Here is a 12,298-nt window from a genome sequence, read left to right on the forward strand (position 1 = left end):
GCTGAGCCGGCCGCGTTCTAGCGTGTGACGAATGGCGGCTCCGGTTTCGGTCCAAGAAGATCAGCTGACGCGGTTGGTGGCCCTGGCTCCGGGCTCGCCGGCGGACGCGCGCATTGCGGCCCTGGTTCGGCGGACGTGCGCCCAGACGCTGTCGCTGCCGCCACTGCCCAGTCCCGTCGAGGTCGGCGCGCCCGAGTCGGAGGCCGAAGCCGTCGCCACCGAGTTCGCCGAGCAGTTCAGCGCGGACGTCTCCGCGATCACCGACGGGCAGCGGTCCCGGCTGATCAAGCACCTGGGCGACAGAGCCTTCGGCGTGGTGGTCCTGATGTATATCGCCGACTTCGTGCCGCGGGTGCGGGCCGGGCTGGAAGCGCTCGGCGTCGGATCGGAGTACTTGGGCTGGGTCGACGGCGCCATCGAGTGGGATGGCACCACCGAGCCGTCGGGCCCGGTGTTCAACGACTTCTTGCCCGCGGTGGCCCGGATGCGTGCGCTGGACCCCGTCACCTCCGAGCTGGTCCGGCTGCACGGGGCGGCTCAGCACAATTGCCGGTTGTGCAAGTCGCTGCGCGAGGGCACGGCACTCGATGCCGGCGGTTCGGAGACGCTCTACGAAGAGATCGATCGCTTCGAGTCGTCGGCGCTGCTCGATGACCGCGCGAAAGCGGCCCTGCGCTACGCCGATGCGTTAATTTGGACCCCTGCGCACCTCGCCGCCGACGATGCCGCCGAGGTGCGCTCCCGGTTCTCCGATGCCGAGGCCGTCGAGCTCACCTTTGACATCATGCGGAATGCAAGCAACAAAGTTGCCGTCGCTTTGGGCGCCGACGCCCCCAGGGTCGAGCAGGGTACCGAGCGATACCTGCTCGGAGCCGACGGCAAGACCGTCTTCAACTGACGATCGCGGGTACGGCCCGAGCGGCCACTGACCGCCCCTTGCACGGCGCTTAGCTACTGGTCAAGGGCGACGCCGGCCTAGCCGACCCTGCCGTGACTGCCGGGGCGCCATCGATGCGCGAAAGGCTCCCGGCCGGCACGAAGTAGGAAATGTTAACCATCCGTACACGACCACGCAAACAAGAGTTCGTCCCTCGGGGGACGATTCTGGCTAAATTCATATCTCGGCACCGAAACTGACACATGACGGTGATCTCGGATGGCAGCGCCGCCTGAGTTGACGACCATCGACCGCGTGACTGTTAACGGTGGCCCCGAATCGCTGTCTCGGTTAGCAGTTACCACCAAGGCTTGGTTCGCGTCGGAGAGCAACACCGCTCCCACGCAGAGGGAGGACCGGAGATGACAACCACCCGTGCACGCTCGCGCATGCGAGTGTCATCGGTCTGGGCTGCCGGCGTCGCGCTGGGGGCCTCGATGCTCGGCGGCGCGGTGCTGTCAGCACCGCAAGCTTCGGCGTCCTGCAACTTGAGCCCCAAGGACGACCAGTACATTCAGCTGCTCGCGCAGAACAAGATGGTGCACAACGCCGATTTCAGTGATTGCACCGAGGCCGCCGAGGGACGTTGGTTCGCCGACCAGGTTCGGAACCACCCCAATCCATTTGGGGAGGCCCAGGAGCTGGTCAACATGATCACGAACACGACGTCGATGAACCAGGCCCAGGCCGAGTGGGAGGTCGAGTCGGCGATCTACGTGTATGCGCCAGACGTGATCCCCAAGATCAAAGACCAGGCCACGCACGCGAACTGGCCGTCCGCGTAGCGGGTCGGCTCTGGTGCGCTGCATCAGCTAACTCAGAGTAAGGCACCGGCACGGCTGAGTGCCTGCGGGTGCGTGATTGCCGGATGGCGGCGGCCGTTCATCGCGTGGGTGTCACCTGCCTTTTGGATACTCAACGCGCACTGGTGTTTTGGCTAACCGCTGTTCATTCATTGTTTGACGAGCCGGCCGTTTGTCGCGCTCGTCGACGGTGGTACCCGAGCGTTAGCGCGAAAGGGGAAGTAGCAAATTTCCACGATGAGGGGGTCTGGAGAAGTGACGATTACACGATCGCGCGCGCAGGTGCTGGCGGTGGCGGCAGCCGGCGTTGTGGGGGCCGCAATGTTCGGTGGTGCCGTGCTCGCGGCGCCGCACGCCTCGGCGTCGTGCAACATGAGCCCGGCTGACGATCAGTACATCAAGCTGCTGGCGCAGAACAAGATGGTTCACAACGCCGATTTCAATGACTGCAGCGAGGCCGCCGAGGGTCGCTGGTTCGCCAGCCAGGTCCGGGCCAATCCCAATCCGTTCGGAGAGGCCCAGGAGCTGGTGAACATGATCACCCGTACGACGCCGATGAAGCAGGCCCAGGCCGAGTGGGAGGTCGAGTCGGCGATCTATGTTTACGCGCCGGACTTGATTCCCAAGCTCAAGGATCAGGCCGCGCGGCAGGTCCCCGGGCAGCCCGCGCCCGTGTGATGCCTTAAAAGCCCGCCGCCCGGTCGGCGGCGAACTTCACGGGCGTGAGCTGGTCGGTGCCGACGAACGGGTGCTCAATGGGTCTGCGCGTCGGGGATATTGAAGGGCCGAAAGGGTTTTGGCTCTTTGCGTTTCGCAATGCACTGAAACTGCTGCACGAAGGTCAGGGATGAAGTCGCTCCCGAACCCGTCCTGGGCGTGCTTTCGAGGACGCCCGCGGCTGTCGGCGATGCGACCGCCGGTACTTGTCGAGCGCGTCGACGCCGAACAGGATCGGAACCGCGGCCAGGGCGACGGCCCAGCCCCACAGGGGTGGATTCCATTGACCGAGCAACCGTGCGATGGGTGGCACCCACAGTTCGACAAGTGAAAAGGCCAGCCCGATGAACGCCGCGGGCACCAGGAGCCGGTTGGTGACCCAGCCCAGCGCTCCCGGCCAGCGCGATGAGGACCGGCACGCGAAGACGTTGGCGGTCTGGGCGAAGACGACGGTGATGAATGCCGCGCCTGATGCCATTGCCAGGTTGTGCCCAGTCGGGAACGGGTTTGCGGGACGCCAGCCGAGCGCCATCAGGGACACCACGAAGGCGGTGAGCGAGACGACGGCTTCGAGCGGTCCCAGCACCCCGAAGGCCCGGCGCAGCACCGTGCGATTCATTAACCGGCCGTGAACCGGGGGTCCCTCGAGCAGGTGCTTCGCGGGCGGCTCGGCACCGAGTGCGACCGCCGACAAGGTGTCGGTGCCGATGTCGAGCGCGATGATCTGCAGAACACCCAGCGCGAGAGGGAACTGGCCGCCCGAAAGCGCCCAGACCAGGAAAGGTGCCAGCTCGGCAACATTGTCGGTCAGGTGGTACGTCAGGAACCGGCGGATGTTGACAAACGTGGCGCGTCCTTGCTCGATGCCGGCCACAATGCCGGCGAAGGAGTCGTCGAGCAGAACCAGGTCGGCCGCCTCGCGTGCGACGTCGGTGCCGGAGCGGCCCATCGCCACACCGATGTCCGACTCGTGCAGTGCCGGCGCGTCGTTGACTCCGTCGCCGGTCATCGCCACCACGTGGCCCCGGGAGCGAAGGGCACGGGCGATGCGGAGTTTGTCCTCGGGACAGACCCGAGCGATCACCACCCCGTCGTGGTCGAGGACAGCGGCGAGATGCTGCTCGTCCTCCGGTAAATCCGCTCCCAACAGCACGGCAGAGTCGGCGGACCGTAGCCGCACCTCGTTGCCGATGGCCGTGGCGGTGGCCGGATGATCACCGGTCACCATCGCCACCTTGACACCCGCCTTGCGGCACGCGTCGAGGGATGTGGAGATGTCTTCACGCGGCGGATCCTCGAGCGCCACCAGGCCGAGCAGGCGCAACCCCTGGTCGCATTCCTGCTGGTCCCGGGGTGTACGACCGTTCCTCGGGCACGCGGCGACGGCGAGTACTCGAAGCCCCCGGGCGGTCAGGGTGTCCACGGCTTGGTGCGCCGCCGGGTCGTCACCGCAGAGCGGAAGCACGGCGTCCGGCGCCCCCTTGACAACGATCTCGTCGGCCAGCGCGACAGCCATGCGGCGCAGCCGGGGATCGAAGGGGAACCGCAGCTCGGCGTGGGCGGTACGACGGTCGTCGACGGTGTCGATGCCCAGTCGTCGGGCGAAGGTATCGAGGGCAGCCTCCATCGGGTCGCCGTGGGCCCGCCACTGCCCGTCGACTTCTTCGGCGTATCCAGTGGAGCAGCGTTCCCCGGCCAGGGCGAGCCGGCGAATGGGCTCCTCCGCGATCGGCGAGGACCACGTGAGCCGCGCTGTGGGCCCGTAGCCGGCGCCGTCGATGGCCAACGAGCCGGCCGGCGACCACGCTTCGACCACCGTCATCTGGTTGCGAGTGAGGGTTCCCGTCTTGTCGGTGCAGATGAACGTCGTGGACCCGAGCGTCTCGACGGCCTCGAGGTTGCGGACCAGGATCTGTCGCTTCGCCATCTGCTCCGAGCCCCAGGCGAGGGACAACGTCACGGTGGGCAGCAGCGCCTCCGGGACCAGGGCGACCGTGACCCCGATCGCGAACACGAAGGCCTGCTGGATCGGGTTGCCCACGAGCACAGAGACGAGCAGGAACAGCACACCCACACCGATTGCGATCGCTGCGATGAGGCGGACGACACCACGCAAACCGCGGGTCAGTGGCGTGTCAGGCTTCCTGGTGGAGGTTGTCAGCCGGGTGATGCCGGCCAGGCGGGTCTGTTGGCCTATAGCGGTGACCAGGGCACGCGAATCTCCTTCCACCACAAAAGTGCCCGCGAACAGGGGCTCGCTTGCTGCGACTGCGCCGGCCTCGCTCTCGCCGGTGAGCATGGACGAGTCGACCAGCAACCGGTGCTGGCTGAGCACCACCGCGTCGGCGGGAACGCGGTCGCCGCTTTCGAGTAGCAGCACATCGTCGACGACTACGTCCTCGGCCTCGATCACCCGCCGAGCGCCGTCACGCAAGACCGTGACCCGCGTCGGCAACATCTCTTGGAGCCGATCGGCGGCCCGGTCTGCCCGCGCTTCTTGGATCAAGGAGAAGACCCCGTTCAGCACGATTACCGCGACGATGGCGATGCTGAGTTGCGGCAGCTTCGCCAGGAAGGCGAGCACTGCGGCCGCCCAGAGCAGCAGGGCGAAAAAGTGCGTCAGCTCCCCGAGCAGCCGGCGAGCGATCGACGGCCGCCTCGCCGCGGGGAGCTTGTTGGCACCGCCCTCCGCGCGCCGCTCGGTCGCCTCGGCGGTCGTCAGGCCGTACGCCATGACGTCGGCCATGGCTCTCCTCTCCGCTGAGCGCGACGCGTGATCTCTCGGCGGCGATGGCAAGTGCTCTTGCAGGGACCCCTCACAATTCGTCGCCGGCAACCGACGAAATGCTATAACCGGCGCGGTCGAATGGCCGAACACCTGATCTGCCCGGGATCCCGCCCGACGGACATAGACGTCGGCGTTCGGCTACCGTTTCCTACGGAACATCGCTAGGGGCGGTAGCTCAGTTGGTTAGAGCCGCGGACTCATAATCCGTTGGTCGCGGGTTCGAGCCCCGCCCGCCCCACGTTAAACATCCCGGTCAGAGGCGATATTGCCCGACTGTGGCCACGCAGGGAACACCGATTTACCGGCGCTTTACCGGCGGGCAGGAGAGCGCGTTGGCGGCGAGCGAGCAGCGGCCCCCCCTGGGGGGATAAGGACGGGTTTTAGATAGACGCGCAGCTCTATCTGCCGAACCAGCTCCCATACCGCCGATACGCTCGCACCGTGGCCGCCGTTGGCGATTGGGAAATCACGCATGAGGGTCGGCGATTACCCCGCGCGACTGTGAGCAGTTCCTCGCCGCGCTCGTGGGACGCGGGTTAACCCCGGCCACGCTGAAGCACCATTGGTCGGTGCTTCGTAACGTGTTCGTGTACGCCCTGCGCCATAGGGCGATCACGGCTAAGCCTGTTGACGGCGTGGACTTCTCGGCCAACAGCGCCGAGCGCCGCAACCGTCGCCACCACCCGCTAACCGCCGAACAGGTTGCCGCCGTAGCGAACAGCATTGGCGAGCGGTACCCAGTGTATGAGCTGATGACCTACTTCGCCGCGTACACCGGCCTCCGCGCGGAGGAGCTGGCGGGGTTGGAGGTTGGTGACCTCGTGTTCGCGCCGGGGCCGAGTTGCACCGTCCATGTGCGCCGCGCTAAGAAGCGACAAGCAGGGGAGTGGACCACCGACACACTCAAGAGCGCGCGGAGCCGCCGCGATGTGGCCTTACCGCCCTGGCTAGCCGCGAAACTTGTGGATTACCTGGCTAATACGCACCCGCGGGGTACGGAAGCCCTTGCGCCGCTGTGGCCTAACCGGGCGCTGGGTGGGGCGCGGCGACGTGGTTGTAAAGCTGTTGCGCCCCTGGACTTTACGGAGCCGTGCGATATGGGCGCGTACTACAAGAACCTGCTGAAGCCCGCGCTGGAGGCAGTAGGACTGCCCGCGAGCAGGCCCGCCACCGCCGACACGCCGGCAGTCGAAGGTGTGCGGCTGCATGACCTTAGGCATACGTTCGCGGTACTACAGCTATCGGCGGGTGTCCACTTCATGCAGGTTAGCCAGTGGCTAGGGCGCGCCACGTACTCGCTGACGCTGGACGTGTACGGCGGCTATATACCCACGGAGGATGGCGGCGCGGCGAACAACCTACCGGAGCCGACCGCCCCCGCGAAGCCTACCGAGGCCGTGAGCAACGTTGTCAGGTTGTTTGGTTGAGCTCCAGACGAATTAATTGCGGGCGCCCGCGCGTGTGTGGAGAACGATGGGTAGATGCGTGGGGCCGCGCAGTGAGCTGTTGGTTGACCACTTCGTAGATCCGGTAGCGGAGATTCGTGAGACGCGGTTGACGAGTTCTCGGAGAACGGCGTGAGCTTCCATTCGCGCCAATGGGGCGCCCAGGCACAGATGCGGGCCGTAGCCGAACGCGACGTGTGTTCGCGGGTCGCGGTCGGCACGGAACGTATTGGGATCGTCGAAGGCTAGCGGATCACGGTTGGCCGCCCCCAATGAGATCAGCAGCCGAGAACCTGTCGGAATAGTGACCTCTCCGACTTGGTGCGGAGCGCGCGTGTACCGGTAAACGTGCTGAACTGGGCTCGTGTAGCGAAGGTGCTCCTCAACGGCCTGTGGGATGAGTTCGGGGTGGGCGCGGATCATGTCGTACTGATCAGGAAATCGAGCGTAGGTGTCGATCATTCCCCCGAGGAGATTGGTGGTGGTTTCGTTGCCGGCGACCAACAACGTGATGGCGATGTAGAACAGTTGGTCGTCGGTCAGGCCGCCGTCGGTGCGATGCTCCAGTAGTCGCCCGAAGACGGTGTTGGAACCCTTCAACTCCCCGGCCGCCAGATGCGCTTTGAAGTAGCGGCGCAACGCCACTGCGGCGCGCATCGCTCGCGCCCCGTTGACGACACCGTTCGGCGTCGGTGTGACATTGAGGAATTGGCAGCATTCGTCAGTCCAGTGGCGAAATTCGGCAACATCGGCTTCTGGGACGCCGAGCATCGCGGCGATCACCCTAACCGGCAGCGGCACAGCCAACCGCGTCACTGCGTCTTCGCCGGGATTGTTGATCATCTCGTCAACGAGTTCAGCGGCAAGCCTGTCGATGATGGCGCGCCAATTGTCCAGCGCGCCTTTGGTGAAGGCTGGCTGCACTTGTCTGCGTAGTCGGCTGTGCTCGTCGTCGTCGGTGATTACAACGAGGGCGGCGACCATCCGTACCCGCGTGACCCCCTGGCTGCTGGTGACTTGGTCGGTCGCGCGCAAGGCTGCCCGAACGTCATCGAGGCGGTGCAGTATCCACGTCGCCCGGCGAGGGTTGTAATGCACACGTCCGCCCCGGTGCAGCGCGTCGTATGCAGCGTAGGGCTGCGCTGCGATGGATGGGTCCAGCGGATCGTAGTCAGTGTTGACCGCGCCGGTCCAGGCACTGTACCCACGACGACGCACCTGTACAGCCGCAGCGACGTTCAACCGGCCCGCCGCAAACACCGGAGCCAGCAACGAAGTTGCACCGCGAGCGGTCTGCGCGATGGTCATGAGGCACGCCCTTCTCGAGACAATAACTTTGAGAGTCGCCAGTACTCTCGAAGCCGTCAACGACTCACGCCGAAGTTGAAAGCTCCGGCAGACGTTCACGGTGACCACACCCCGAATCAACTGGTCCCGACCTGCACATTGTTGCGAGACAAATGCTAAAGAGTGTCTCACGGTGATAGAACTGATTTTTCTCTATCTCATGGGTCAGGAAGCGAGGCGTGATGGCGCCGAAGGATTGGGTTCTTGGTGTGGATCGCAGCGCCGAGGCGCTTGATCGGATCCTTGCCGCGGCCTCCGAAATCGTGTCGCGCGAGGGATTCGATGCATTCACCATCGACGCTCTGGCGGCGAAGCTGCATTGCTCGCCCGCAACGATCTATCGCCGCGCGGGTGGCAAAGCGGCGATCATCGAACGCCTCATATCCATGTTTGCCGATCGCATCATCCGCCTGATGCATCGCGAGATAGACGGGCTGGAGGGAACGGAGCGCATCGCCACCGCCATTCTCGTCGGGTTGGATTACATGCGCGCGGAACCGCTCGGAAAGCTGATCATGGGAGTGACTCGACCAGATCAAGACAGCCGGGCGGTCACGGCTTCACCGCTTGTCGCCAAGATCACCGAAGAAATGATCGGACACCACGATCCTCTTGCAGCGCAATGGGTCATCCGCGCCACCTTCTCCCTGTGGTACTGGCCGGTCAAAGACAAAGAAATCGAGCGCGAAATAGTGAATCGGTTCGTCGGACCGTCCGTAACGCAGGGTCTCCTTCAAGGTGCGCCAGCGACGGGCGGCGATGGAGCGATGTAGCTGATACCGGCGTTTTACCGGCGACCGGGGGCGTTTTGTAGCCGTACCGAAGCCGTACCGCGCACGTACCGGCAACCCTCCAAAGTGGTCTCTAGCAGGCAATTCAAGGTCCTTCAGCTAACCGTTTCGCCTGGTCGTTCGCGCGCAGAATAGGGACTCATAATCCGTTGGTCGCGGGTTCGAGCCCCGCCCGCCCCACCTTAAGAATCCTGTTCGGCTCCAGTGAGGTGGCTAGGAGGTCTACCGATAAGAGGCGAACGGTGGTCACTGCGTGGAATTGACTTTGGTCAACACCAGCGCCGCTTCGTTGTACGGAAACAGGCGGTAGAACACACCAGATGGCCCTGTAACGAGCGTTGCGGCCTCAGCCTTACTCAAGAGGCGGGGATTGGCTAGCGCGATACTCTTGCCGCGCTTGTGCAGCACCGCCTGTCCACCGGCGAATACATTCTGCAACCAGTCCGATTTCAGCCCGTACCCGATGAGAACGACGAAGCCGTCGCGGATGGGAAAAACCAACAGCGGCGTTCGATAACGCTTGCCTGATTTGCGTCCGACATGTTCGAGTGTCCCTTGGCCTGGAAGCCATGGCGTGATCGACCGAGCCGCTGGATTGGTGACTCGACGATTGAAGTTTGCGACGGCCCTTGGCACCCGCATGGATCCCCCTCGTTCACAACCAAGCTCGAAATGACCAGTATCCGTTGGAACGCTACGGCCCGGAGCGGATCGCTGTTACCAGCGAACTAGCTGGCGCGATGTCGCGGAGGTCCGGTGGGATCGGCCTGCCGAGGCGCGACATCATTTCGCGGCTGTCTAGGGAATCCACCCTCCATCCGTGCTGGGACAGCCATGATGCCGTATCGCTCGCATCGTGGTTCTTGATGAAGGCCGTTACGTCCACGTCTACGCCCAGTGCGTCGTCTATCTCGGCTGCTCCGTCGCGCCAAGTGCTCAGCCGTTTGTCGCCAAAATGCATTGTCGAGTGGTGATAGACCTCGGCGGCCAGCCGGCTACCCGGTGCGCTTAGCGCAGTGAGCGCGTCGAAGAGCGCGTTGTGCTCGGTTGACGATATGTAGGGCAGTAGGCCCTCGACGAGCCAGGCGGTCGGAAGCGACTTGTCCCATCCCGCCTCCATCAAACTCAGCGGCCAACGCTCATCGCGCAGATCGACAGGAACCGCGCACAGGTCGGCCAGCGGAGTAGCTCCATGCGCTGTTAGGGCGGCGTCCTTGAACACCTGGACTGCGGGCTGGTCGATTTCGTACACACGCTTGCCGGTGAGAGGGACTAAGCGATAGGCACGGGCGTCGAGGCCGGCAGCGAGGATGACGAATTGGCTGACTCCTAAACTCGCTGCGTCAGCACAGAACTCGTCGAAGAAGACCGTCCGTGTGGCGACGTACTCCCGGCCCGTTCGCGCGACCCGCCGCCCCACATCATCCTCCGCGCCCATCCACGAAAGGTCCCCACACGCGATCCGTTGCCAACCCGGTTCATCGGCCGCCGCCACCAACACCGCCGCAAACTCGTCGTGGATCAACGGGTCATCTTGTGCTGTTTCTGCTGCCCGTTGGGCAGCGACTGCAAGCGCCGTTGATCCCAGATCGGTGGTGATGTCCCAAGTCATGCGGTCGCGGGCACCAGGGCGCTAATGTCCTCGCCCTGAAGGAGCTTCATCGTCAGATTCAGGTCGAAATAGTCGGTCCAGCGAGTGATCCGCCCATCGTCATCGACGACGAAGGTCCCCATTACCGGGATGGCCGGCTTGCTTCCGTCCGGAGCCTGGATGTAGTCCAGGCGTTCGGTGAGCACCACGGAACCCTCGCTGGCGAGGTTGACGATTTCGAAGGCGTAGGCGTCCGGGAACATCGCGAACTGGGCGGCGATGTTCTCCACGATGGCGTCTGGCCCGGTGAAGGCGGGCATTCCCACGTTCTGATAAATGGCCCCTTCGGCGAGGAAGGGACGCAACGCTTCGGCGTCCCGCTGCTCCATCAAGGCACAGAAGTCGCGGACTACATCGGCTGGCGAAGACATGAGTGAAATCCCTTCATGGCGAGTGAGTGAATCAACTAGGGCATTACCTACAGGTGGTATGTGACATTCAGCGCCTTCTCTCTCCCGGTCGCGCGGGCTGGATACGATGCGGATTCGCCTTTGCCCAAAGACTCAGTGCTCGTGGACTATTACCCCGCGGATGTTGCGGCCGGCGAGCATGTCGTCGTAGGCCTCATTGATGTCGTCGAGTTTGTACTCCGCGGTGACGGTTTCGTCGAGCAACAGCTTGCCGCTTCGATAGAGGCTTATAAGCCGAGGGATGTCGGCCCGCGGGTTGGCTTCGCCGTACAGGCTGCCCAGGAGGCGTTTTTGGAACAGCGTGAACAACGTCAGCGGCAGCGTCGGCGTCACGTCGGACATCGATGCCAGGGCGGTGACCACCACGGCACCACCCTTCCGCACCGCATTGAGCGCGTCGTTGATCATCGCGCCCTCGAGCACGCCTGGCGTGAGGATGGCCGAGTCGGCCATGACTCCACGCGTAATCTCGCCGGCTAACTGGGTTGCTTCCTCCATCGAGGTGGCAAAGTGAGTGGCTCCGAACTGAAACGCTTTGTCGCGCTTGCTCGGCTCAATATCGACCACGACGATTTGTTCCGCTCCCGCCAGCCGCGCGCCCTGAATGGCACCGCTGCCGATCCCGCCGCAGCCAACCACGAGCACCACGTCGCCGGGACTGATGTTCGCGGTATTGACGGCCGAACCCCAGCCGGTGGTTACGCCGCACCCGAGAAGACATGCGCGCGACAGCGGCACATCGTTGTCGATCTTGACCACTGAGGCTTCCGACAACACGCCCCATTGCGCGAAACTGCCGACGCCTGAGAGGGCTCCGATGCCCCGTCCTCTGGCTCGGCGCCGGAAGGTGCCGTCGGCCTGGACTCCCGCGAGGATGGTCGCGCCGAAATCACAGAGGTTCTGATGACCCGTGGCGCACCAGCGGCAGCGACCGCACGCCGGTAGGAAAGATGTGACCACGTGGTCTCCCACCGCTACATCGCGCACTCCCGGACCAACCTCTTGAACGATGCCCGCCCCTTCGTGTCCACCTATCAGGGGAAAACTCACCCCGAACATGTCGCCGGTGCGGATGTGGTGGTCGGAATGGCATAGACCGGTGGCTTCGAACTCGACGAGTACCTCGCCTTCCTGCGGCGGATCGAGTTCGATCTCTTCCACCGACCACTTCTCGTTCAGCCCCCACAGAACTGCCCCGGTGGTCTTCATGGCGACTCCTTCACGATATGTATGGCACGCTCGGGGCAGTTCGCGATTGCGTTGTGCGCCCGGACTTCCCATTCGGGAGGAATGGTTTCCATGGTGACGAAGGCGATCCCTTCGCCGTCGATGTCGAACATCTCCGGATATGCTGCGTAACAACGGCTGTGGCCCTGGCACATTTCTGCGTCGACACGAAGCTTCACCGT

Annotated in this window: 12 protein-coding genes and 1 tRNA gene; 6 read left to right on the forward strand and 7 right to left on the reverse strand. The window is 64.2% G+C overall.

What is annotated here, in order from left to right; all coding sequences use genetic code 11:
* Positions 1–31: 31 nt before the first annotated feature.
* The 3 genes from A5758_RS04215 to A5758_RS04225 all read left to right on the forward strand — a co-directional run bounded on the left by A5758_RS04215 (position 32) and on the right by A5758_RS04225 (position 2,418).
* The gene (locus tag A5758_RS04215) at positions 32–898 is read left to right on the forward strand and encodes a carboxymuconolactone decarboxylase family protein (RefSeq protein WP_067736894.1); all 867 of its coding nucleotides are present in this window, start codon (positions 32–34) and stop codon (positions 896–898) included.
* Positions 899–1,299: 401 nt separating this feature from the next.
* The gene (locus A5758_RS04220) at positions 1,300–1,722 is read left to right on the forward strand and encodes a hypothetical protein (RefSeq protein WP_067736897.1); all 423 of its coding nucleotides are present in this window, start codon (positions 1,300–1,302) and stop codon (positions 1,720–1,722) included.
* A 255-nt stretch (positions 1,723–1,977) separates the two neighbouring features.
* On the forward strand, positions 1,978–2,418 hold the full coding sequence (locus A5758_RS04225; protein WP_197503747.1) for a hypothetical protein: 441 nt from the start codon (positions 1,978–1,980) through the stop codon (positions 2,416–2,418).
* 163 nt (positions 2,419–2,581) lie between these two features.
* Here A5758_RS04225 and A5758_RS04230 read toward each other — a convergent pair whose 3' ends face one another.
* Entirely contained in the window at positions 2,582–5,203 is a 2,622-nt protein-coding gene (locus tag A5758_RS04230; RefSeq protein WP_067736900.1) for a cation-transporting P-type ATPase, read from the reverse strand.
* Between the two features lie 206 nt (positions 5,204–5,409).
* On the opposite strand from A5758_RS04230, the gene A5758_RS04235 reads away from it, so the two are divergent.
* Positions 5,410–5,483 (forward strand) — tRNA-Ile (locus A5758_RS04235).
* Positions 5,484–5,814: 331 nt separating this feature from the next.
* On the forward strand, positions 5,815–6,672 hold the full coding sequence (locus A5758_RS04240) for a site-specific integrase (protein WP_156622493.1): 858 nt from the start codon (positions 5,815–5,817) through the stop codon (positions 6,670–6,672).
* A gap of 12 nt (positions 6,673–6,684) precedes the next feature.
* Here A5758_RS04240 and A5758_RS04245 read toward each other — a convergent pair whose 3' ends face one another.
* Positions 6,685–7,998 (reverse strand): cytochrome P450, encoded by a 1,314-nt coding sequence (locus A5758_RS04245; protein ID WP_067736908.1) that lies wholly within the window; start codon positions 7,996–7,998, stop codon positions 6,685–6,687.
* A 221-nt stretch (positions 7,999–8,219) separates the two neighbouring features.
* Here A5758_RS04245 and A5758_RS04250 point away from each other — a divergent pair, with 221 nt between their 5' ends.
* Positions 8,220–8,810 (forward strand): TetR/AcrR family transcriptional regulator, encoded by a 591-nt coding sequence (locus A5758_RS04250; protein WP_067737062.1) that lies wholly within the window; start codon positions 8,220–8,222, stop codon positions 8,808–8,810.
* 264 nt (positions 8,811–9,074) lie between these two features.
* On the opposite strand, the gene A5758_RS04260 is transcribed toward A5758_RS04250, so the two are convergent.
* The 5 genes from A5758_RS04260 to A5758_RS04280 all read right to left on the reverse strand — a co-directional run bounded on the left by A5758_RS04260 (position 9,075) and on the right by A5758_RS04280 (position 12,295).
* Positions 9,075–9,470 (reverse strand): nitroreductase family deazaflavin-dependent oxidoreductase, encoded by a 396-nt coding sequence (locus A5758_RS04260; protein ID WP_067736911.1) that lies wholly within the window; start codon positions 9,468–9,470, stop codon positions 9,075–9,077.
* Positions 9,471–9,522: 52 nt separating this feature from the next.
* A complete protein-coding gene (locus tag A5758_RS04265; RefSeq protein ID WP_067736913.1) occupies positions 9,523–10,440 on the reverse strand; it encodes an SAM-dependent methyltransferase in 918 nt (305 codons plus the stop codon).
* Entirely contained in the window at positions 10,437–10,850 is a 414-nt protein-coding gene (locus A5758_RS04270; protein WP_067736916.1) for a limonene-1,2-epoxide hydrolase family protein, read from the reverse strand. The genes A5758_RS04265 and A5758_RS04270 overlap by 4 nt, the downstream gene beginning before the upstream one ends.
* A gap of 132 nt (positions 10,851–10,982) precedes the next feature.
* Positions 10,983–12,098: an NDMA-dependent alcohol dehydrogenase gene (locus A5758_RS04275; protein ID WP_067736919.1), complete on the reverse strand. Its 1,116-nt coding sequence runs from the start codon at positions 12,096–12,098 to the stop codon at positions 10,983–10,985.
* Complete coding sequence (locus A5758_RS04280) at positions 12,095–12,295, reverse strand: ferredoxin (protein WP_067736922.1); 201 nt, start codon at positions 12,293–12,295, stop codon at positions 12,095–12,097. Before A5758_RS04280 ends, A5758_RS04275 begins: the two co-directional genes overlap by 4 nt.
* Positions 12,296–12,298: the final 3 nt, after the last annotated feature.

The sequence above is a fragment of the Mycobacterium sp. 852014-50255_SCH5639931 genome (assembly GCF_001665605.1).
GTDB lineage: Bacteria > Actinomycetota > Actinomycetes > Mycobacteriales > Mycobacteriaceae > Mycobacterium > Mycobacterium paraffinicum.

Bases quoted from the DNA above. Each gene is read 5' to 3' on its own strand.
- A5758_RS04215 (WP_067736894.1), top strand. From the start codon at position 32: ATGGCGGCTCCGGTTTCGGTCCAAGAAGATCAGCTGACGCGGTTGGTG.
- A5758_RS04220 (WP_067736897.1), top strand. From the start codon at position 1,300: ATGACAACCACCCGTGCACGCTCGCGCATGCGAGTGTCATCGGTCTGG.
- A5758_RS04225 (WP_197503747.1), top strand. From the start codon at position 1,978: ATGAGGGGGTCTGGAGAAGTGACGATTACACGATCGCGCGCGCAGGTG.
- A5758_RS04230 (WP_067736900.1), bottom strand. From the start codon at position 5,203: ATGGCCGACGTCATGGCGTACGGCCTGACGACCGCCGAGGCGACCGAG.
- A5758_RS04245 (WP_067736908.1), bottom strand. From the start codon at position 7,998: ATGACCATCGCGCAGACCGCTCGCGGTGCAACTTCGTTGCTGGCTCCG.
- A5758_RS04250 (WP_067737062.1), top strand. From the start codon at position 8,220: ATGGCGCCGAAGGATTGGGTTCTTGGTGTGGATCGCAGCGCCGAGGCG.
- A5758_RS04260 (WP_067736911.1), bottom strand. From the start codon at position 9,470: ATGCGGGTGCCAAGGGCCGTCGCAAACTTCAATCGTCGAGTCACCAAT.
- A5758_RS04265 (WP_067736913.1), bottom strand. From the start codon at position 10,440: ATGACTTGGGACATCACCACCGATCTGGGATCAACGGCGCTTGCAGTC.
- A5758_RS04270 (WP_067736916.1), bottom strand. From the start codon at position 10,850: ATGTCTTCGCCAGCCGATGTAGTCCGCGACTTCTGTGCCTTGATGGAG.
- A5758_RS04275 (WP_067736919.1), bottom strand. From the start codon at position 12,098: ATGAAGACCACCGGGGCAGTTCTGTGGGGGCTGAACGAGAAGTGGTCG.